The 22,895-nt window shown below is 70.8% G+C and carries 11 protein-coding genes; 1 reads left to right on the forward strand and 10 read right to left on the reverse strand.

What is annotated here, in order from left to right:
• Positions 1-32 precede the first annotated feature (32 nt).
• The gene (locus SY91_RS22755) at positions 33-13,544 is read left to right on the forward strand and encodes an LWXIA domain-containing protein (RefSeq protein WP_185921395.1); all 13,512 of its coding nucleotides are present in this window, start codon (positions 33-35) and stop codon (positions 13,542-13,544) included.
• Between the two features lie 56 nt (positions 13,545-13,600).
• Here SY91_RS22755 and asnB read toward each other — a convergent pair whose 3' ends face one another.
• The 10 genes from asnB to SY91_RS22805 all read right to left on the reverse strand — a co-directional run bounded on the left by asnB (position 13,601) and on the right by SY91_RS22805 (position 22,851).
• Positions 13,601-15,571 (reverse strand): asparagine synthase (glutamine-hydrolyzing), encoded by a 1,971-nt coding sequence (gene asnB / locus SY91_RS22760; protein ID WP_006480863.1) that lies wholly within the window; start codon positions 15,569-15,571, stop codon positions 13,601-13,603.
• Between the two features lie 266 nt (positions 15,572-15,837).
• Positions 15,838-16,869, reverse strand: a complete 1,032-nt coding sequence (locus tag SY91_RS22765) for an EscU/YscU/HrcU family type III secretion system export apparatus switch protein (RefSeq protein ID WP_023477812.1) — start codon at positions 16,867-16,869, stop codon at positions 15,838-15,840.
• A 16-nt stretch (positions 16,870-16,885) separates the two neighbouring features.
• Entirely contained in the window at positions 16,886-17,695 is an 810-nt protein-coding gene (sctT, locus tag SY91_RS22770) for a type III secretion system export apparatus subunit SctT (protein WP_006480861.1), read from the reverse strand.
• A complete protein-coding gene (locus tag SY91_RS22775; RefSeq protein ID WP_023477811.1) occupies positions 17,689-18,372 on the reverse strand; it encodes a hypothetical protein in 684 nt (227 codons plus the stop codon). Before SY91_RS22775 ends, sctT begins: the two co-directional genes overlap by 7 nt.
• Positions 18,365-19,741, reverse strand: a complete 1,377-nt coding sequence (sctN, locus tag SY91_RS22780) for a type III secretion system ATPase SctN (RefSeq protein WP_105797868.1) — start codon at positions 19,739-19,741, stop codon at positions 18,365-18,367. Before sctN ends, SY91_RS22775 begins: the two co-directional genes overlap by 8 nt.
• The gene (gene sctL / locus SY91_RS22785; protein ID WP_023477809.1) at positions 19,738-20,367 is read right to left on the reverse strand and encodes a type III secretion system stator protein SctL; all 630 of its coding nucleotides are present in this window, start codon (positions 20,365-20,367) and stop codon (positions 19,738-19,740) included. The genes sctN and sctL overlap by 4 nt, the downstream gene beginning before the upstream one ends.
• A complete protein-coding gene (locus SY91_RS22790) occupies positions 20,349-21,098 on the reverse strand; it encodes a SctK family type III secretion system sorting platform protein (RefSeq protein ID WP_124477580.1) in 750 nt (249 codons plus the stop codon). Before SY91_RS22790 ends, sctL begins: the two co-directional genes overlap by 19 nt.
• Positions 21,095-21,982 (reverse strand): type III secretion system inner membrane ring lipoprotein SctJ, encoded by an 888-nt coding sequence (sctJ, locus tag SY91_RS22795; RefSeq protein ID WP_105797871.1) that lies wholly within the window; start codon positions 21,980-21,982, stop codon positions 21,095-21,097. Before sctJ ends, SY91_RS22790 begins: the two co-directional genes overlap by 4 nt.
• Positions 21,983-22,037: 55 nt before the next feature.
• A complete protein-coding gene (locus tag SY91_RS22800; RefSeq protein ID WP_105797904.1) occupies positions 22,038-22,514 on the reverse strand; it encodes a hypothetical protein in 477 nt (158 codons plus the stop codon).
• A gap of 124 nt (positions 22,515-22,638) precedes the next feature.
• Positions 22,639-22,851 (reverse strand): hypothetical protein, encoded by a 213-nt coding sequence (locus tag SY91_RS22805; RefSeq protein WP_006480857.1) that lies wholly within the window; start codon positions 22,849-22,851, stop codon positions 22,639-22,641.
• Positions 22,852-22,895: the final 44 nt, after the last annotated feature.

The following is a 22,895-nucleotide window of genomic DNA, read 5'->3' on the forward strand; positions in this document are numbered from 1 at the left end:
GCCGCGCATCGCGCGGCTCAACGGAGACGAGCATGCTGTTGATCGACGGACTGGGACTGGGTGTCAACTGGCAGCGCTTCCTGTCGGAAACGCTGAATCCGGTCGTTGCACCGCCGCCCCCGCCTCCTCCGCCGCCGAAGAAGGACGACCCGGCCGCCGGACCCGCGAACCCGACCGCCACCCCGCCGATTCCCGTCACCGCCTCGCTGGCCACCGATCCGTCGAAGCCGACCAACGCCGAGATCCAGTCCGCGACGTCGCTGATCCAGAGCATGGCCGCGCAATATACGGCGCCGCCGCCCGACATCACCGTCGAGAACGACAAGACGCGCGCGGTACAGAAAGCGATCCAGGACGCGCAGACGAAGTACGACAACGCGTCGCAGACGCTGCAAGGCGCGCAGAACGTGCTGCATCTGGTCAACCGCGATCCCGAGTCGACGGCCGACGACCGCAAGACCGCGCAGGCCGACTACGCGAAGGCGCGCACGACGGCCGACACCGCGCAGCGCGAGCTGAACGTGACGACCGACGCCGGCTACATGATCCTGTACGGCGAACAGGCGAATGCCGACATGCCGGCCGGGATGAAGATCGACGATTCCGGCAAGGTGACCGACCCCGGCGACGCGCAGCACGCGGCCGACCAGCAGTTCAAGACGCTGCTGGACGCCTTCCCCGATCATGCGAACGATCCCGACTGGGTGCCGCAGCCGGGCGACTGCAAGAACCCGCTGCAGATCCGGCTCTACGACGACTGGCAGACCGCGAGCGCGAAGGCGGCCGTGGGTGCGTCGAAATATTTCGCGGACGTCGCGAATTCCAACCTCGCGTATACGCAGTTCCAGTCGTACCTCGCCGATCCGGACTACAAGGCCGCGCTCGACGCGGGCGTCGGGCGGCTGAACGACGCGCTGCAGCCGCTGGAGCTGCAGGTCACGATGCCCGATGCGCCCGCTTCGCAGGATGCCGCGCAGCAGGCCGTCACGTCCGCCGCGAAGGATGCGAACTATGCGAACGCCGCGTACGGCGCGGCCAACGACAGCCTGGCGCTCACGAACGCGCAGCAGCGCTACGATTCGGTCAGCGGCAAGGAAGGGCCGACGGTGGTCGTCGCGAACGCAGTGTCGGACGCGAAGACCGCGCTCGCCCGCGCGCAGACGACCGCGAACACGAGCGGCGGCTATCTGCAGATGCTGTCCGCGCAGCGGCAGGTCGACACGTTGCAGGCCGACTATACGAAGAAGCTGGACGCATCCAACGCGTGGCACAAGGCCAATCCGCACGCGATGATCAAGGACCCGCAGGTCGATCTGGACCTCGGCGATGCGTATGCGAAGCTCGATCAGGCGAAGCAGCAGGCGAGCATCGCGCACGACGGCTTCGTCGTCGCGTACGGCGCGACGCTCGCGCAGCAGTACGACGATCAGGCCTCGCAGATCAAGGCGCAGGTGAACGCGCAATCGATCTTCACGAAACCGGGGCGTCAACCGCCGCTGCTGACGCCGTCGCTGTCGACCGCGAACGGCCTGCCGGGCCTGCCCGCATCGTCGTTGTCGACTGCGACGCCGGCCGCCCCCACCGGCACGCCGACGCTGCCGAGCGCGTCGCCGCTGGCGGCGCCGACGTTGCCCGGGTCCAGCGGCGCGTCGTCGCTGCCCGCGTCGCCGCTGCTCGACAGCCCGTTCCTGCTGCCGCAATCGTCGGGCCCGTCCGCCGCGCAGGCCGGCCCGACGATGCTCGACGTGAAGCGCATGCAGACCGTCGCGGGCGCGGTCCGCGCGGCCGACAGCCGGATGTCGGATTCGGTGAACGAGCGCGCGACCCAGCTCGCGCTGTCGCAGGCACGCATCAAACAGACGCAGGCGAAGAGCACGCTCGAGTCGGTACAGAAAAAATACGACGACTGGGCAGCCGCGAATCCGCCGCCGATGCGCTTTCGCACCGTCGCGGGCGACGACATGATCCCGGCGCCGTCGGCGCCGCGTCCGAACCTGTATCAGGGCGAGCTCGACAAGGCGAAGGCGGCCGTCACGCAGGCCGACAACGCGGTGCAGCGCCTGCAGTTGCTGAGCGAAACGTCGCACCAGCAGGTGCTGATGGACCGGTTCGACGCCGGCCTCGACGAACGGCTGCGCTATGCAGCGCCCGGTTCGGACGCCGAGAACGACTACAAGAAGGCGCTGCACGATTTCTACGAAGCGCATCGCGGCGAGTTGTCGAATTCTCTGCTCGACGCGGCCAGCGCGAGCACGAACAACGGCGGCACGATCGCGTTCGGCAAGCTGACCGACAACGAGCAGCGCAACCTGATCGGCGTCGCGCTCGGCATGCAACCCGACGTCCAGAACGACGCGGCGTCGGGCGACGGTTCGGACCCCGTATCGCCGACGAAGGACGACGGCGCGCGCTACACCGACAAGGACAAGCTGAAGACGATCGACAGCGTGCGCGACAAGCTGCTGTCGATCGGCGGCGGCGCGACGACGCAGGTCAGCGTGTTGCCGATGGTCTACGCGGCCAAGGATGCCGGCATGACCACCAGCGCGCTGTTCAAGGTCAGCGGCAAGGACGGCACGCAGTACGTCGACGAGACGGCGAGCAACTACGACGACATCAACGATTACATCGACAACAACGAACTGTCGACGGACGGCACGGTCGACATCGCGACCGGCCACAACGCGGACGGCACGCTGCAACTGGTATCGAAGGCCGCGCATCACGAAAGCGGCTTCGACAGTTTTCTGAACACGCTGACGAGCACGGGCCTGAACATCGGCATGATGGTCGGCGGGATGGCGCTCGAAGGTCTCGGCACGCTGCTCGACGGCACCGGCATCGGCGCGATCGTCGGCGTGCCGCTGAACATCCTCGGCGCGGGGATGATGTACACGGCGATCGGCGCCACGATGACGAGCGCCGGCCTCGACCTGGCCAACCGCGCCGACCACGGGCGCAGTCTCAATCCGTTTACCGACGCGGGCGCGCGGGCCGACTTCATCAACCTCGTGCCGATGGGCGCGGCGGGCGCCGCGAAGCTCGCCGGCAGCAAGCTGTTCACGCGCGCGGTCACGGCGCTCACGCGCACGCCGAAGGTCGCGTCGGTGCTCGCCACCGGCGCGCGGACCACCGCGGTCGTGACGGGCGTGGGCGGCGCGGTCGAGGCGTTCGGCGAAGCGGGCTACGAGTATTTCGTCACCGGCGACAAGAAGGCGGCCGGCGAGCAGCTCAAGTCCGGGATCACCAACGTCGCGTTGATGGCCGCCGGCGGCCTCAAGGAGCGCGCGGTGACGTCGGTGCGCACGCGCATCGGCCAGCCGGTGCCGATCCGCGGGGCCGACGGCAAGACCGTCAGCGTCGACAGCCAGACGATCGGCCGGATTCTCAACAGCGGCGACGCGTCGTCGCTCGCGGCCGGCCGCACGCGCGTGACGCTCGACGGCGAAGCCGTCAAGGTGTCGCCCGACGGCACGCTGCGGGTGGGCGACAAGGTGCTGACCTACGAGAACACGCCGATTCGCGTGCTCGACCGCGCGTCCGCAAAGCGCCTGCCGCCGGGCAAATCGGTGGTGCTCGGCGAAGACGGCACGCTGTCCGTCGTATCGGTGTCGCCGAAGGCCTGGACCAATGGCACGCGTGCGGACGACGTGACCGGCACCGGCGAACGCATGTCGTTCGGCCCCGACGGCGAGATGAGCGTGACGCCGAAAATCGTCGCGAAGACGCCGCTCGACGTGCTGCAACACGTGCTCGACCAGGCGAGCGACGCCTACCGGCAGACGGTCGCCGGCGCGCAGGCGCCGCGCCGCCTCGCGCAGACGGCGGCCGAAGGCGAAGCCGCGAGCGTGTCCGCCGACGCGCGCAGCACGCGCCGCACCAGCGAGGAACACGCCCGCGTGCAGCAGCAGCGCGACGAAACCGATGCCGAACGCAGCACGACCGCGAGCGCCAACCGGCGCAGCGCCGACACGCAATCGATGCGCTGGCGGCCCGTCGCGGCCGACGAGCCGGCCGGCCCGGGCACGCGGGCGAAGCCGGACGGCGCACCGCCGCGCGTCAACGCGAAGGTCGTCGATCTGACGGACGACGCGCCCGTCGCGCGCGCGGCGACGTCCGATCCGGCCGGCATCGCCGTGCCGCGCGGGCCGAGCGCCGAGCCGATGGACGTCGGCGATCGCACGGTCTACGTGGTGCGCAGCGGCGCGACACCCGACGCGCCGGGTGCGCGGCCGTCGTCGCCGCGCCCGCAGGATCTCGATGAACCGGTGATCGTCGTCGCCGGCGAACAGGACGCCGCGCTCGCACCCGAGCTCGCGAACCGCTGGCAGAAACCCGTCTACGCGGCCGCGCCCGACGCATTCGGTGCGGACGGCCAGCTGCGCGCGGGCGCGCGCGTGCTGCGCTTCGATCCCGCGCCGGAGACGGTCGCGGCGGCCCATGAAACCGGCCTGCCGGACGGCATCGCGCCCGACGAAACGCCGCAGGCCGCGCCACGCCCGGCCGCCGACGACACGGTGATCGTGCTGGCCGGCAAGCGCGGCCCGAACGACCCGGCGATGCCGCGGCCGGCCGCACCGCCCGAGCCGCTCAGCGCGCTCGATGGCGTGTTCAGCGCGCCGAACCGCGTGCTCGTGCTCGTCAAGCCGGAACGCGCCGGCGCGCCCGAGCGGATGGCGGAACGCGACACGGCCGCGGCCGACCGCGGCACGCGCGCGACCGACGACGCGCACGGCCGGGCCGCCCGCGCGCCAGCGGGCGGCGAGCGCCGCATCGCGGCGAACGACGACATCGGCCTCGCCGCCGCGCACCCGGAAACGACCGAGACCGCCCCGCCCGACCCCGGCGCCGCGAAGCCGGGCTGGGTCACCCGAATGCAGATGCGCTTCGGCGGCGCGGCGCTGCCCGAAGCCGCGCAGGCACTCGCGATGCAGTCGGGCACGCTCGCCACGCAACTGCGCATGCTGCAGGACGCCGGCTGGCGCGTGACGCTCGGCAAGCGCGGCGGCGGCAGCCGCATCGATCCGCGCAAGCGCCGCGTGACGATCGACGGCGCGCTCCAGCATCCGGGCAGCATCACGTATACGCTCGCGCACGAAGCGCGCCACGCGGTCGAGGCGATGGCCGGCGTGCTGAACCTCGACTACGGCAACCGCAGCCGCTTCACGCGCAAGGCGCTCGAAGCCGAGGCGCGCGCGCAGATCAACGCGTTCGAGGCACGCTACGAAATCGAGCTCGCGGGCGGCGGCGACATTGCCGCGCACGTCCGCCTGCCGGATGCGATCGAGCGCGAAGGCGCCGCATGGCGCGCGCCGTCGCACGACTATGCGGGCACGGTCGGACGCCTCGTCGACGCGTTCGCGGATGCGCCCGTGTCGGGCCGCGACGGCGAAACCTACCGCGACTTCTACGACGACGTGTGGTCGCGCCAGAAACGCCGCGGCGGCATCCCGCGCCGGATGCCCGCGCCGCAGACGCACGAGACCGGCGGCGCACCGCACGGCGTGCGCAGCTTCGATGAACGCGTGGCATGGAGCCGCGCGCATGCCGAATATGCGTCGCCGTTCGGCGACGGGCCCGTGCCCGCGGCGGCCGACCTGCAGGCGGCACGCAGCCGCCACTTCACGATGCTGGAGGACGAAGGCGTGCTGATGCTGCACGCCGACACGTTGCCGGACGGCACGCTGCTCGCGGGCGGGCAACCGGCCGGCGTGCACGAATACGCGCTCGACCAGGCGCCGTCGTTCCTGGTCAAGGATGGCTATTCGATCGTGCTGTCCGCGAAGCACGGCGGCGAGGCGGCTGCCGCCGGGCTCGCGAATCTGTGGCAGCGGCCGGTGTACGCGCCGCCCCCGCGCGCGGTCGGCGAACGCGCGGCGCTGCTCGACACCGGCGTGTTCCGCCGCTACGACCCGGCGCCCGCGGCACCGCACGATCTCGGGCAACTGGCGGCCGACGCCGAGGGCGTGCACCTCGAAAGCAATCCGGCCGCGCGGATCGACGTCGAGCGTCACGTCGGCGAGCTGCTCGGCGCCGGCGCCGAAAAAACCGTGTTCGCGCTCGGCCACGATGCCGCGCTCGCGGTTTACGACAACGGCCCGCATACGTCGGAAGCGCGCCAGATCGAGGCGGCGATCGACGAGAGCATCGCACTCGACGATCTCGCGTCGTACGGGCTGAAGACCGTGACGATGGACGGCCCGTTCTCCGCGCTGAACCGCGTCGCCGTGCTGTACCGGCCGCTCGGCGTGTTCCACAGCTTCGGCTTCGAGACGGGCGCGCTGCCGCGCGTGGTGTCGCGCGCGGCGCTCGAGCACCTCCGGCAGATTCGCGAAGTCGTCGAACGCACGGGCATCGGCTTCGACCTGCAAGGCCTCTTCACGCGCGGCGGCGACTTCCTGCTGAGCGACCCCGGTGCGATCGGCATGGGTGCGGGCGAGCATTTCACCACGCTGCAGCGGCTCGCGGTGATCGAGCGCGCGCTGACGCAAGGCCTCGAGCGCGGCAACGTCGAACTCGCGCATCCGCGACTCGCCGAAACGCCGCCGCCCGATGCGTTCGTGCAAAAGCCGTCGGTCATCACGCGCGTGCGGATGCGCTTTGGCGGCGCGCCGCTGCCGAAGGAAGCGTACCGCCTGATCGACGCATCGAGCCTGCTGTCGCAGCAGCTTCGGCTCGGCGCCGACGCAGGCTGGAAAGTCGTGCGCGGCAAGCCCGGCGCCGGCAGCAAGATCGACACGCGACGGCGGCGCGTCACGATCGACGGCGGACTGCAGTCGACCGGATCGATGGTCTACGTGCTCGCGCACGAAGCCCGCCATGCGCTCGAGGCCGCGACCGGCACGCTCGGGCTCGACTACGGCTCGACGCAGCGCTACGTGCGCAGCGCGCTGCTCGCCGAGGCGCGCGCGCAGGTCAACGCATTCGCGGTGCGCGACGAGATCCGCGCGAACCTCGGCATCGACATCGGCCGCCACGTCGCGCTGCCCGACGCGATCGCCAACGAATACGGCCGCGCGCGGGCCGGGGACGCCGCCTCGCTCGCGCGTCTCGCCGACGCGTTCGAGCACAGTCCGACGTCGCTCGACGGCGGCGTGACCTACGGCGAGCTGTATCGGCGTCACGCGCAGGCCGCGCGGCACACCGGCGTCACGATGCCGGCGCCGCGCGAGACGGCCGCGACGCTCGCCGAAGAAACGGCATGGTCGCGCGCACGGCCGGTGAAGGCATCGCCGTTCGACGGCAAGCCGGTGGCCGGCGTCGACGCGTTGACGCTGGACCGCTCGGGCCCGCTGTCCTACGACCGCGACGGCCGCATCGTGATCGTGCATGGCGTCACCGACGCACAAGGCCGTCTCGTCGATCCGGAGGGCCGTCCGTACACGCCGGTCGAGGTCACGCTCGCGCACCGCTCGGTGCTCGGCCTGCCCGGCTCGTCGGTGATTCTGTCGGCACGCAACGGCCGCGACGCCGCCGCCTGGCTCGCGAACGTGTGGCAGCGCCCCGTCTACGCGCCGCCGACGATCGCGGTCGGGCTCGGCGCCGAGGCGCGGCTCGGCCATACCAACGCGTGGCTGCGCTACGATCCGGCACCGCACCAGCGCCCGGACCTGGGCGCGCTCGACGTGGACGGCAACGGCGTCCACGTGAGCGGCGATCCGGCCGCGCGTGTGCCGGTCGAGCGCTTCACCGGCGCGGCGACCGGCGCCGGCATCGAGAAGACCGTGTTCGAACTGGGCCGCCGCAATGCGATCGGCCTCTACGAGGGCACGGACAATCGCGCGATTCTCGGTCACATCGAATCGATCCGCCTCGAACAGGAAGGCCTCGCGGCGCTGCGCGCGCACGGACTGCGCACGCTCACGGTCGGCGGCCCGTTCGCGGCATTCGATCGCGTGGCCGTGATGTACGCGCCGTTCGCGTCGCTGAGCAGCCACGACGTGATGGCCGGCATGCTGCCGTCGCGCGTCACCCGCGACGCATTCGCGCAGCTCGACCGCGCGCGCGACATCACCGCGCAGCACCGTCTGTACTACGACTTCGAAGGCGTGTTCGACGCGCACGGCGACTTCTACCTGAGCGATCCGTCGACGGTCATGACCGATGCGCCGAAGCTGAACGTGGAAGGCATCGTCCGCGAGATCGGCACGCTGCGCGTGATGCTCGAGGACGGCATCGCGCGCGGCGCGATCGAGCTCGCGCATCCGGGCATCACCGAGCACTTGCCGCCCGACGCATTCGTGCAGAAGCCGTCCGTCATCACGCGCGTCCGGATGCGGTTCGGCGGCGCGCCGCTGCCCAAGGCCGCCCATGCGCTGGTCGACCGCTCGAGCCTGTTGCGCCAGCAGGTCGCGCTGGCCGGCGAGGCCGGCTGGAAAATCGTGGTGGGCCGGCCCGGGCGCGGCAGCCGGATCGATACCGCGAAGCAGCGGATCGTGCTCGACGGGCAGTTCCACGGCGCCGGCACGCTCGTCTACACGCTCGCGCACGAAGCGCAGCACGCGGTCGAGACGATCACCCGCCGCCTCGCGCTCGACCGTTCGTCGCCGCAGGCGCTTGCCGACAGCGCGCTGATGGCCGAAGCGCGCGCACAGGCGAACGCGTTCGCGGTGCGCCGCGAAATCCTTGACGATGGCGGCATCGACATCGCGAGGGACGCCCGCCTGCCCGATGCGATCGCGCGCGAAGCCGATCACGTGATGCCCGGCGACGAAGCCGGGCTGCGCCGGCTCGCGGCCGCCTTCGGCGACGTCGCGCCGTCCGTGCCGGGCCACGCGACCTATCGCGCGTACTACGCGAGCCAGGCCGATGCGGTGCACGCGCTCGGCGTGCCGCGCGAGATGCCGGCGCCCGCGCCGCAGCCGGCGTCGAACGCGCCGGTGCCCGCGGCGACGGCGGACGCCGCGCGCCGCCAGCATGCGCTCGATCACCTCGCCTCGCACGGCAAACGCGACCTGATCCGCATCGACGGTTCGCAACTCGCGTCGCTCGAGCAAATGAAGGAGGCGTTCGGCACGAATGCGCACGTGCTGATCGCCGAGCATGAACCGCGGCCGGACGCATCGATCGACGCGCGCCACGCGCAGCCGACGTTCGTCGCGAGCATGCGCACCGACGAGCACGGGACGTTCGTCGACAAGGCGTCCGCCGATCCGGCCGTGCCGATCCGCGACGCGGTCTATCGCGCGCTGAAGGACAACGGCAGCGCGGAACGGGCGAACGTCGACTTCTATGTATCGCCCGTGTCGCTCGCGCAATTGCGCGAATACGGCGGCGCCGCGCGGATCACCGCGCGCAGCGATGGCCGCACCTGGGAAGCCGAACAGGCGGCCGCGACGCCCGACGCGGACGTCGTCACGACGCTGCAGTCGCTTGCCGACGCGCCGCGCTTTCGCCGGCCGAAACAAGCGGCGAAAGCGGCCGGCGACGGCGCGACGCTTTACGCGATCGACAAGGAAACCGGCAAGGTGCTCGGCTACGCGACGCGCAACGCCGCGCACGACTGGACCTATCACGAGTCGACCTCGCTCGGCGACGCGACGATCGCGCCGCGCGATCTCGGCGCCGCGTTCCGCCGACGCGCGCGCAACCTGTCCGGCGGCCGGCGCGGCGTGCGATTCGTCGTGACGGACGTCACGCACGACACGGTCGAGCGCTACGGCGGCTTCGCGCCGGCGGAAATGCGCAAGGCGCTCGGCGACGAGAAGCCGCCGATGCAGAAACTCGGCACGCGCGTGCAGCGCGGCCTCGCGAAAGCCGACCCCGGCGTGCGCCGCAAGATCGCCGAGATCGAGGGCGCCGACAGTCCGTTCCTGCCGCCGAAGCTCGTCCCGGACAGCGAGCAGCTCGCGATCGACTTCAGCGGCGCGAACACGCTGCACCTGATGCGCGCGCTGGAGCTGAAGGCACTGCGCGGCGATCACTACGTGTACGTGTACGAGACCGATCATCCGGTTGCCGAATCGCTGCATACGCGCCGCGGCATCATCGCGATCCACGACGGCAACGCGCGCTGGTACGACGACGCCGAGCAATTGCGCGACCACCCGGACGCGGGCCGCCCGCTCGACGAGATGCCGCTCGGGCGCGGCCCGTTCGGCGCGAACCAGCACTTTCTGCTGTCGACGCTCGCGCCCGAGGCGTTCGATCCGCGCGCGACCGCCACGCAGAAAGCCGCGCTCGCGCAACGACTCACGCAGCTGCTCGACGAGAAGTCGTATTTCGATGCGCTGCCGCAGAAGTTCGACCTCGCGACACGCTGGATCCGCACGCAGATCGCCGGCCAGATCGATCGCGTGAAAGCCGCGCAGGCCGACCTCGCCGCGGCCCAGCAAGCCGCGCAGCCGGCGGCCGGCGGCGCCACGGGCCCTGCCGGCCGGGTGCGCAACGCGCTGCGCGGCAAGCGCGGCCGGCGCAACCGCCGCGCCGCGAATGCGGCAAACGCGTCGAACGCGCCGAAGCCGCAGAAGCCACCGAAAACGCCGGCGGCCAAGCCGCTGACGCTGCGGCCATACCAGCCGAGCCTGGGTTCGAGCACGGTCGCGGAATGGGTGATGCGTTACGGCGCCGCGAAGGTGGCCGACTGGTTCCCGACGATCGACCGCGTGAAGGCGGTCGCCGCACGCAGGAACCAGCCCGATGCCGGCGGCCTCGCACTGACCGACGAACCGCAGACGATCCTGGCCGACGCACCGATGCTGAAAGCGCTCGGCATCCCCGTCGGTCTTGCGCGCGAGGTGTCGAGCATGCCGTCGCGCGGGCCGGTCGCCGATCCCGGCGGCGATCACAACCGCTTCGTGAAGTGGATGCAGGCGTATGCCACGCGCCACAGCGCGGCACGCATGATCGACAAGCGCGCGATCCAGGCGTTCGTGCGCGCGCCGGCCGAGATCCAGGACCGCGTCGCGCCGATGGCGCGTGCGTTCAACCTGCGCGACGATCCTGCGCTCGCGGTGCGCTACGTCGAGCAATATGGCGGCGCGATGCCGGTGGTGTCGATTCCGGTCGATCCGCACACGCTCGCGGCCGCGCGCGGCGGCAAGCACGATCCGGCGTTCATCCGGCGCGCCCGCAAGTTCGGGTCCCCGATCGGCGCGCGCTACAACGAGGCCGACGCGACGATCACGCGCGAGGCGCCGGACGGCACCACGCGCACGCTCGAGCTCGACGACATCGCGCATCTGCACAAATGGCTCACCGCGGCGTCGCGCCACGGCTTCCAGCTTCGTCTCGAAGCGGCGTCGGGCCGCCCGCTCGTCTCCGCGGACGACCGCCGTACGATCGCCGGCACCAACGACAGCTATGCCGAATACACGCGGCTGATGACGTCGTTCGAGACGTGGTCGCACGATCACGCGGGCGAACCGGCGCCGAACGTGATGCTGAGCTTTCACGGATGGGACGCCGTGCTCGAGCCGGTGCCGGGCGCCGGCCACGTCGAGCTGCTCGATGCGCTGCTCGACCGCAAGGCGATCGACTGGCTGCACGTCGGGCTGTCGTACGGCACGCACGGGGCCGACTTCATCGCGAACCAGGACCTGACGCGGGCGCTGGCGGAACGGATCGTCGACTATTACCAGACCGACCGTCACGGCAAGTTCGCGCGACTGCACGGCGCCGATGCGCTCACGCGCGTCTTCGAACCGGTGAGTCCCGAGGCGTTCGCGAACCAGCAGCAGGTGCTGTTCGCGGAGATCGCGCGCATCGGCAAGTCGAAAGGGCTGTCCGACGACGCACTCGCGACGCTGCGCAGCGAACTGTACGAACGCAACACGACCGCACTCGTCAACCAGGCGCGCAAGGCGACGATCGAGCATGCGATGACGCAGTGGGCGTCAGCCGATCATCCGCCCGCCACGCGCACCGAAAAACTCGCCCGCCGCTTCGGCGAGCGCTGGCTCGCGGAAGCCGGCGGCCGCGCGCCGGCCCGCGGCACCGTCGTGTCGACTGCCGATCCCGCCGGGCCGCTGCCCGACAGTCGCGCGTACTGGCAGTCGGTGGTCGAGCGCGAAGCGCTGAAGAACGATCCGTCGAAGCCGATCAGCGTCGGCCGGCAGATCGCGGCGAACCCGAAACAGGCCAAGATGATCGAGGAACTGCAGGCGCTCGCGCAGATCAACGCGCTGCGCGTGCATCGGCCGTCGTTCCGCAAGGCGGAGCTGTGGAAGTCGATCGGCTTCAGCTCGCTCGTCACCGGTGCCGGCGCGCTCGTGATCGCCGATACGCTCGGCGCGACGCACGTGCTGCGGCAGGACATGCTCGGCAGCGCGACATCGTCGTTCCTGCTGGGCTCGCGCCTGGGCCGCGTGTTCCAGGTCATGCACCAGGGTGCGGTGCGCAGCCTGCAGGCCGGCGATCCGAAGGCCGCGCAGGCGGTGCTCACGCGGCTCGAAGTGACGCTGTCGCGGCAATTGCGCTCGGGTGCGCACGATTACGGCCAGAACCGGCGCGCCCAGCTCGAGCAGATCTCGAACGAAGCGCGGACGCTGGCCGCGCAGTATGTCGAGCTGAACCGCGTCGGGCTGATGAGTTTCGACGACGCGACCACCCACATCAAGGCGCTCGCCGCGGACGTGCTCGCGCAGATGCAGGGCACCGTCGGCGGCACGTCGCTGCAGCAGCTCCATACCGGCAACCCGCGCCACCTGTTCGGGATCGCGGGCCGCGCGGGCGCCGCGATCACGTCGACCGCGACGCTCGCGGTCGGCATCAGCGGCGTCGTGCACGCGCACGGGGCGTTCGATCTCGCCTACGGCTCGGCCGCCATCGCGAGCGGGGCGTTCGGCGCCACGTATGCGGGCCTCGTCTACACGATCGGCGCGCATCGCGTGAATGCCGACAAGCGCAGCCGCATCGTGCGCTTCACCGATTCGGCGAGCGACTTCATGGCCGTCGCGTACGGCGGCCTCGGCACCGGCGTGCAGTGGAGCGGCGGCCATTACGACCTCGCGATCGCGACCGGCGTGTCCACCGCGCTGCTGCTCGGCGGGCGTCTGAACACGCATTTCCCGAACGCGACGCCGCTGATCAAGAAGATCCCGACGGCCGTCGTGCTGATTCCGGTCGGCGCGTTCGCGTACAAGCTGATCGAAAGTCTGTGGACGACGTTCTTCGGCTCGGGCTCAGGTTCGTCGAATCAGTCGAATTCGTCGCAGTCGAATCTCGCGCCCGGCGCTTCGCCGAGCGCTTCGGCAAGCGCGTCGGCCAGTCCTTCGGCAAGCGCCTCGGCGACTGCATCGCCCAGTGCGTCGAGTGCATCGCCTGCCGCGCCGGCTTCGCCGTCGGCCAGCGCCACGCCGTCGACCGCGCAACCGTCCGGGTCGCCGCAGCCCTACATCGTCGTCGCCGGCGATTCGCTGTGGGTCATCGCCGACCAGCATCGCCAGTCGCTGCTCGACGCCGCGCACGTGTCGCGCGCCGATCAGCAGGCGATGACGCGCGGCGAACAGGATACGCGCGCGTTCAACGAGATCCTGCAGCTCAATCCGTCGGTTTCACGCGATCCGAACCGTCTGTCGGTCGGCACGCCGTTGATCGTGGGCTGATATCGGCGCGCGGGCCGCGTGGCGCCGCGCGCACCGGTTGCGGGCGGCATGCCGCATCACGCCGCCCGCTGATGTTCCAGCCACGCCTGGAACATCAGCACCGTCCACAGCTGGTGCTGCCAGTTCATCCGGCCCGTCTGGTGCTGGCGCCACAGCCGCTCCACCGCCGCCGCATCGAAGAAGCCCTCTTCGCGCAGGCGCGACGGCCGCAGTAGCGCGTCGGCCCAGTCGCGCAGCGCGCCGCGCAGCCAGTGATCGACGGGCGCGCAGAAGCCCTGCTTCGGCCGGTCGATCAGCGCGGACGGCACGTACCGGTCGAGCAGCCGGCGCAGCAGCGCCTTCGACTGCCCTTCCGGCAAGCGCACCGACGCCGGCACGCGCCACGCGAATTCGACGACGTGATGATCGAGGAACGGCATGCGCGTCTCGAGGCTCACGGCCATCGCCGCGCGATCGACCTTCGCGAGAATGTCGGTCGGCAGGTACGTGAGCGTGTCGATCGCCATCGCCTGCTCGGCAAAGCTCAGGTGCGCGGGCCACGCGGACACCGTGTCGAGCGGCGTCGGCGGCTCCTGCCCCGACAGCGCGAGGCGCTCCGGATGATGCACCGACGACATCAGCAGCCGGTACAGCCCGATGCGGCTCTCGGCCGTCATCACATGGCCGAGCTTGTGCAGGCGATCGCCGATACGCGACGCGGATTCGCGCGCTTCCACACCGCCGCCGAACGCACCCTGCGCGACGGCCGCGAGCTGGTCCGCGTGATCGGGCCGCAACGCGTGCAGCGCGGCGGCGATCCGCGCACGCACCGCCGCCGGCACGCGATGCAGCTTGCGCCACAGGCGCGGCGTCAGGAAGTAGCGCGTATAGCCGCCGAACAATTCGTCGCCGCCGTCGCCGGACAGGCTCACCTTCACGTGCCGGCGCGTCAGTTCGGAGACGAGAAAGGTCGGGATCTGCGATGCATCGGAGAACGGCTCGTCATAGATCGACGGCAGCTTCGGCACGACGCCGAGCGCATGGTCGGCCGTCACGTAAAGCTCGGTATGGCGCGTGCCGAGATGGCGCGCGACGGCCTTCGCGTAACCGGCTTCGTCGTAGCCGGCCTCGTGAAAGCCGATCGTAAACGTGTCGACCGGCGTCGCCGATTGCGCCTGCATCAGCGCGACGATCGCCGACGAATCGATGCCGCCCGACAGGAACGCGCCGAGCGGCACGTCGGCCTCCATCTGCCGCGCGACGGCCTGGCGCAGGATCGTGTCGAGCTGGCCGACGGCTTCGTCGGCGCTGCCCTCGAACGGCTGCGCGCGGCCCGCCTCGATCGCCTGTTCGAGCGTCCAGTACGCGCGCAGGCGCGGCGTGTCGCGCGCATGTTCGAACTGGATGTACGTGCCGGGCGGCAGCTTGCGGATGCCGCGATAGATCGTGTAGGGCGCGGGCACGCTCGACTGGCGCAGGTACAGGCACAGCGCGTCGCGATCGACCGTGCCGTCGAAGCCCGGGTAGCCGCGCAACGCCTTCAGCTCGGACGCGAACACGAGCGCGTCGCCGATCCGCCCGTAGTAGAGCGGCTTCTCGCCGATCCGGTCGCGCGCGAGCGTCAGCACTCGCGACGCGCGATTCCACAGCGCGAACGCGAACATGCCGGTCGCGCGGCGCAACGTGGCCTCGACGCCCCACGCGACGATCGCCGCGATCAGCACCTCGCTGTCGGAGTGACCGCGCCACGCCGGTGCACGCCCTGCGCGCTCGAGCTCCGCGCGCAGTTCGCGATGGTTGTAGATTTCGCCGTTGAAGACGAGGACGTAGCGACCGCACGCGGAAGCCATCGGCTGCCGGCCGTGCACCGACAGGTCGACGATCGCGAGCCGCCGGTGGCCGAGCGCGATGCCGGCATCCGGGTCGACCCAGATGCCCTGCCCGTCCGGCCCGCGATGCGCGAGGCTCGCCGTCATTCGCGCGAGCGTGCCGCGCGCTGTCTCCTCATCGAAGGCGACGCTATTCAGAAAGCCGTCGATTCCGCACATTGATTTGTCTGCCCCTGTTGACCTGGTCCGTCACGGGTGGCGCAACCTCGCGGCCCGCCGTCGGGCGTGACGGTCGAGCCATATTACGAAGAAATAAATCAGCAATAATTCACCAGTGAATGTCGGCGACATCCGGAAAAAAATGGACGTCAAGCGCCGTATGCCGATGCTCGAGCGATGGGGTCATATCGAATCCGGCCGGATCGCCGGCAAGCATTGCCGACAAAAAAGGGGCTTGATGTAATGCGACGCCCCCCACGCCGCCGTCAAGCGGCGCCGGTCGCCCATTTCAGCAACTGCGCGACCGCGCGGAAATGCTGCGGCTGGATCGTGCCGTTCTCGGGCGTCGTCTCGTACAGCGCCTGCGCGAGCCCGACGTTGGCGAGCGTCGGGCGCAGCGCGTCGCGGGCCAGCCGCACGATCCGCTCGGCCGCGTCGCCCTCGCCGCGTGCGAGCACCCACGGCAGCGAGCCCATCCCGCCGTAGTAGAGCGCGACCGCGACGCGCGGCGAATAGACGACCACCGACGCATAGCCGATCCGGTCGGGCAGCGACGCGAACTGCGCTTCGCGCGCGAGCTGGCGGCGCTTCGCCTGGATGTGCGGATCGCCTTCGTCCTCCTTGTGCTCGCGCCGCACTTCGTCGATCGACATCTTCATCTTCTGATTGAACTCGTGCCGCTGGTGCACGATGTCGATCAGCGCCATCACGATGTAGATCAGCGCGGCCCAGCCGAACAGCAGCATCAGCAGCTTCACGATCAGCGCGAGGATCGAGGCCGGTCGCGTGAAACCCGACTGCACCGACGGATCGAGCGACTCGACGATCACCCAGCCGAGCGTCGCGACGAGCAGCGCGGTCTTCAGCAGCATCTTCGCGAGATTGACGAGGTTGCGCAGCGACCACAGGTTCTTCATCCCCTCGGCCGGGTTGAGCCGCGACAACTGCGGCACGAGGCGGCTCCACGCCATCACGCCGCCCACCTGCACGAAGCCCGCGAGCAGCCCCGCCAGCAGGCCGGCCGCGACGATCTGCGCGGACAGCGTCGCCCAGTCGCGCGCGGCGCCGTCGATCAGCGCCGCGAGCCGCGCGGCAGGATCGGCCGCGCCGACCGCGTCGAACACGAGCCGGAACAGCGCCTGCACGCGCGCGAACAGCGAGCCGATGCCCACCGCGAGCGCCACGCACACGCCGACGAAGAACGCGGACGACACCGTTTCCGCGCTCTTCGGCACGTCGCCTTTCTCGCGCGCCTCGCGCAGGCGCTTCGCGGTCGGCTTCTGGTCCTTTTCGGCCATCCCGGCTCCGGCGCGCTCAGCCGCCGCCGTGCGCGGCGAACAGCGCGCGCAGCAACGCCATCAGCCCGCTGTCGGGGCTCAGCAGCGAATGCAGCGACGCGTACACCACCGGCAGGAACAGGATCATCATCAGCACCGCGAGCGCGCTCTTCAGCGGCTGCGAGAACACGAAGATGTTGAGCTGCGGCACCGCGCGCCCGACCAGGCCGATGCCCAGCTCGACGAGCACCAGCACGATCGTGACCGGCGCCGCGAGCTTCACCATCCATTCGAAGATCGTATCGGTCTGCCGCACGATGAAGGTTTGCAGCATCGACGAGAAGTCGGGGCCGAGCGAGCCGATCGGCCACCATGCGTACGACTGCGCAAACAGTTGCACGAGCACCTGCAACCCGCCCGCCGTGACGAACAGCGCGATCGCGACGAAATTCAGGAATCCGGAAGTCGGGCCGCCCTCGTGGCCACCCATCGGATCGAAGAACGCGGCGCTGCCGCTGCCGGTCTGGAAGTCGATCAGGTAGCCGACGCCCTGGATCGCGAACAGCACCGCGCTGAACGCGCCCGCGAGCAGCATGCCGACCATCGCCTCCTTCGCGACCAGCAGGCACCACATCAGGAACGGCAGCGCGGCGACCTGCGCGGCATCGATCGTCGGCGCGACGAACGCGGCAATCACGACCGCGATCCCGTTGCGCACGAGGCCCGTGATGATCTGCTCGTTGAATACCGGCACGACGAACATGATCGGCAGCAGGCGCGGCATCACGTAGAGCAGCGGCCGCAGCATGCCGGCGACGTCGTTGAAACCCGCGGCCTGGTCTAGCATCGGCGCTCCGCGGCGGCGGGCGGGGCGGGATCGTCGGGCGCGACGGATGCGGCGGTTTCAGCGTCGGTTTCAGCGGCGATGTCGGCGTCCGTTTCCGCTTCGGTCATCGCCGCATCGAACGCGGCTGCGGCCTCCGGCGGCGTGGACGCATGACCGGCCGCGGCGTCGCCCGCACCGGCCACCCAGGTGCCGCCCGTCGCGAAGCGCCGTACCGCATAGCCGTCCGCGACTTCGTCGGCGTCGCGCTCGACCCGCGCGGCGCGCGCATGCAGCGCCTTCTCGCCGGCCTTCTCCAGCTTGTCCTCGGCGGCCTTCGCCTTGCGCGCGGCGCGCTGCAGGTCGGCGAGCGTCGCCTCGTGGCCGCGATGCACGTGCTCGGCCTCGCTCACCGACGCGTTCGCGGTGCCGATATGCCGGTCGAACGTGCGCGTATCGGCCGCCGCGTTCTGCAACGCGCGGGCCTCGCGCACGTCGTCGGCGAGCCGCGTCTGGATCGCGGCCTTCGCGGCGACCTGCTGCGCGAGCTGCGCCTGCGCGGCCGCAAGCGCGCGGCGGCTCTGCGCGGCGATGCCCTGCTGGCGCGCGGCCGCGACTCGGGCGATCTGGCTGCGCATCTCGCGTACGCGCTTCAGGCGGGCGAGGGTCGCGAGCACGAGGCGATCGTCGGCTTCAGACATGATCGTTCGCCAGCTTCGTCAGCTTTGCGAGCAGCGCGTCGAAGCGCACGTCCTCGTCCGACGCCTGCGCGCAGAACGCGCCGATCGCGTCGCGCGCGCGCAGCGCGAGATCGCCGAGCCGGTCGCTGCCTTCGCGATACTCGCCGATCTGCACCAGCAGCTCGATCTCCTGGTACTTCGCGATCAGCTCGCGCACGCGCGCGGCCGCATGCTGGTGCGCGCGACTCGCGACGAGCGGCATCACGCGCGACAGGCTCGCGAGCACGTCGATCGCCGGATAGCGGTTCGCGAGCGCGATCTTGCGCGACAGCACGATGTGGCCGTCGAGGATCGAACGCACCTCCTCGGCGATCGGGTCCGATTCCTCGTCGCCTTCGACGAGCACCGTGTAGAGCGCGGTGATCGACCCGCGCGCGCCTTGCCCCGCGCGTTCGAGTAGCCGCGGCAGCACCGCGAACGTCGACGGCGGGAAGCTGCGCCGCGTCGGCGGCTCGCCGCTCGCGAGGCCGACTTCGCGCTGCGCGCGGGCAAAGCGCGTCAGCGAATCGACCAGCAGCAGCACGCGCTTGCCCGCATCGCGGAAGTGCTCGGCGATCGCGGTCGCGACCAGCGCGGATTTCACGCGCTCCATCGCGGGGCGATCGGACGTCGACACGACGACGATCGAACGCGCGCGCACCTCGGGCGACAGGCTGTGCTCGATGAATTCGCGCACCTCGCGGCCGCGTTCGCCGACCAGCGCGATCACGTTCACGTCGGCCTGCGCGCCGCGCGCGATCATCCCGAGCAGCGTGCTCTTGCCGACGCCCGACGGCGCGAAGATGCCGACGCGCTGCCCGATGCCGAGCGTCATCAGCCCGTCGATCACCCGCACGCCGGTCGGAAACGGCGTGTCGATCATCTTGCGCGCGAGCGGGTTCGGCGGGTCCTGCTGCGTCGAGACCCACGCGGCGCCGGTCACCGGCCCGAGATCGTCGAGCGGCCGGCCGAGCCCGTCGAGCACGCGGCCGAACAGCGCCTCGCCCACCGGAAAGACGTGCTCGCGTCCGGACGGCACGACGGTGGTTTCCGGCGACAGCCCGGCCACGTCGCCGAGCGGCGTGAGCAGCGTCGTCTGCCGCGAGAAGCCGACCACTTCGGCCAGCAGCGTCGGCTGGTTCGGCGTGCGCAGCTCGCAGATCTCGCCGAGCCGCGCGCGGATGCCCGTCGCGTTCAATATCTGCCCGACCGCGTGGTTGACGCGGCCCTGCACCGACACCGGTGAGAAGAACGCGAGCCCCGCGTCGAGTTCGCCGACCAGGCGGCCGCGATCGAACGGCGCGCCGTCGTCGTCGCCGAACGGTGGCGGATCGTCGAGCGGCGCGTTCATCGCGCGGCGCCCTTCAGCGCGTCGCGGCGAATCGCCTGGCGCAACGCGTCGATCTGCAGATCGAGGCTCGCGTCGATGCGCCCGGACGGCGTCTCGACCGTGCACGCATGGCGTTCGAGCTGCGCGTCCTCGACGATGCGGATCTTCTGCCGGTTCGACTGCCCCGCGAACGCGCCGTCGAGCGCGTCGCGCATCTCGTCCTTGCGGCCGGGCGCGATGCGCACGATCAGGAACGCCTCGTCACGTACGAGCGGCGCGATCCGCGCGAGCGCGGCCTCGTACAGCTTCTGCGAGCTCATCTCGCCGACGATCGCGCGCACGGCCTTCACGACGATATCGGCCATCGCGTCCTTCATCGTCTCCATCGTGCGCGTGGCGGCCAGCGCCTGCGTGTACGCCTGCGCGGCCTGCTCGCGCTGCGCGCGGCGCATGCCTTCGTCGTAGCCGGCCGCCTGACGCTTGTCGAATTCGCGCTGCGCGTCGGCGACGATGCGCGCCGCCTCTTCATGCGCGGTCGCGATCACAGCGGACGCGTCGAGCAGCGCCGCGTATTCGCGCTCCTTGAGCACCTTGCGTTCCGACAGTAGCTGCAGGTTGTCGCTCGTGATCAGAAAAGCCAGTCCCATGACGCAAGCCTCTCGGGAATCAGAAACAGGAACATCAGTTCGCCGAACTGGTCGCGCTGCGCGCGGTTCAGCCAGTACGGCGCCTCATCGTCGATCGCGCGGTTGAATTTCAGGCGCACGCGCCGCGCGACCGCGTCGCCGGCCACGCCGATGAAATCCGCGAGCAGCCGGCCGCCGCGCGCCCGGATCACGACCGGCAGCGCGGCGGGATCGGCGCGCCACGGTTCCAGCGTTTCCGCGAGCGCACCGAATTCCGGCGCGCGTTCGAGCGCGAGTTCGAGCGCATCGCCGCCGAGCCGCGCCGCGACTTCCGCGCGGATGCGCCGCCCGGCCAGCGCGTCGCGCAGCCATGCGCGATGCAGCAGCAGCCCCGCATACGCGGCCAGTTGTTCGAGCGCCGCGCCCGGCAGCAGCGCGAGTCGCGCACACGGGTTCGCGACGTCGAAGTCGTACCGGTCGGCCACGCCGTTCAGGTCTAGCAGGTGCCGCGCGAGCAGCTTGCGGCCGGCCGCGCCGAACGTGTCCGGCGAACGGTAGCGCGCAGGCCAGTCGGCCGGCACGCGTGTCACATGCAGATAGCGGTCGGGCCGCAGGTTGAAGTCGCAGACGAGCGCATGAAACGCGGCAGCGCGCGCGGCAGGCGGCGGCGCAAGCGGGTGCAGCCACGGCAGCGTCGCCGCCTCGGCCGCGACGCTCGCCTCGCCCGGCGGCAGCGCGTGCGGCTCGCTCATGCGCCGTCGCGCGCGCCGTCCGGCGTACGCAGTCCGCCGCTGGCCTGCTGCGCGGCCGCACCACCCGCCCCGCTCGCACCGCGCGGCGCACCGAGCAGGCCCGCAAGCCGCGCGCCGAACATCCCGCGCCGCGCGGCCGACAGCGCGATCACCGCACAGGTCAGCAGGATCAGCGCGAACACGAGCCAGCCGAGCGGCGAGCGCAGCCGCAGGATGTCCGACACCGCGCTGCCGATCCCGTCCACGCGCGTCGCGCGCGCGGCGGCCGGCTGCAGGAACAGCGACACGTTGTCGTACTGCAGCCCCTCGATGCTGTGCGCGACGAGATCCTTGACCATCGGCGCCATCGCGCGCAGGTCGACGCCCGGCCGGTAGCGGATGTACACCGCGGCCGACGACGGCTTGATCTTGTCCGCGAGCGGATCGTTCTCCGGAATCACGACCTGCACGCGCGCGACCACCACGCCCTCGATGTCCTGCAGCGTGCGCGACAGATCCTGCGATACGCCGTACAGGTAGCGCACGCGCTCCTCGGCCGGCGTCGATACGAGGCCCTGCTTCTGGAACAGCTCGCCGAGGCTCGCATAGCTCGGCTTCGGCAGCCCGTTCGCCTGCAGCACCGTGAGCGCCGCCTGCATGTCGCCGTCCGCGACGCTCACGAGCCATGCGTTGCGGTCCGACGTGTCGCGCGCATCGTTGTCCTTCGACGCGCTGATGCCCGCGTCGCCGAGCACCGCGACCATCTGGTTCGCGTCGCGCTCCGACAGGCCCGAGTACAACTCCTTCTGGCACCCGGCCAACAGCACGAGCAGCCCCGCGAGCAGCGCGCGCGCCGCCCGGCTGCGCCACGCATGCATGCGCGGCGTCGAATCGATCGTCGTCATCGTTTGTCCGCTTCAGGGCGCGTGAGGCCGCATCCGCCGGCCAGCACGCGCGCTTTCACTCCTGCGTCTTCAGCACCGTATGCGTGAAGCCGTTCGCCGCCTGTGCAACCGACAGGCTCAACTGGTATTCCGAAATCGTGGTGGTTGCCGTCCACTGGAAATCCATCGCCTTCACCATCGTCATCAGCGGGTCGCTGCGGCTGTCCGCCATCGACGTCAGCATCTCGCTGCGATGCTTGTCGATGTTCGCGTACCGCGAATCGAGATCGTTGCCGTACGTGCGCAACCGCTCGACGAGCGACGACTGGTTCGCCTGCGCGGGCGTCATCTGCACGGCCGGCGCCGCATCCGCCGGCGCGCGCGACATCGCGACACCGGACGAAGACGACGGGGCGGCCGGCGACGCGCCCGGCTGCATCAGCGCATCGAACTGGCGCACCTGCGCCGGGTCGGACGCCGTGCCCGCTTGCTGCACGGCACTCGCGAGCGCAGCCGCGCCCGGCGGCGCCGCGCCTACGCCTGTTACCGACATGATCGTGTCCTCCTTGACCGGCAGGGCCGGAAACGGGCCGGCCGGCACGCGCACACGCGATGCCGAGCGCCCGTCACGGGCGGCCCCGGCATGCGACGTCGCGCGGCACGGCCGGCGACCGGCGTCACGCGCGGCCGGCGGAACTCAGGTGTTGCGCAACCTGGGCGTTCGCCGTCCCTTCCTGCGCGGTCACTGCGTTGCTGGTTTCGAACGTCGCAGTCGATTGCTGAACCTGGAAGTTGATCTTGGTCAGTTCGAGCTGCGTCTTGGTCAGGTCGTCGGCCTGCTTCTGCACGTCGCCCGTGTTCGTCACACCACCTGCTGCCGAGGTACCCATGCTTCGCTCCTTTACGTGAACAACACACTCCATCTTCCGGCGGC

Source organism: Burkholderia cenocepacia (assembly GCF_014211915.1).
GTDB lineage: Bacteria > Pseudomonadota > Gammaproteobacteria > Burkholderiales > Burkholderiaceae > Burkholderia > Burkholderia orbicola.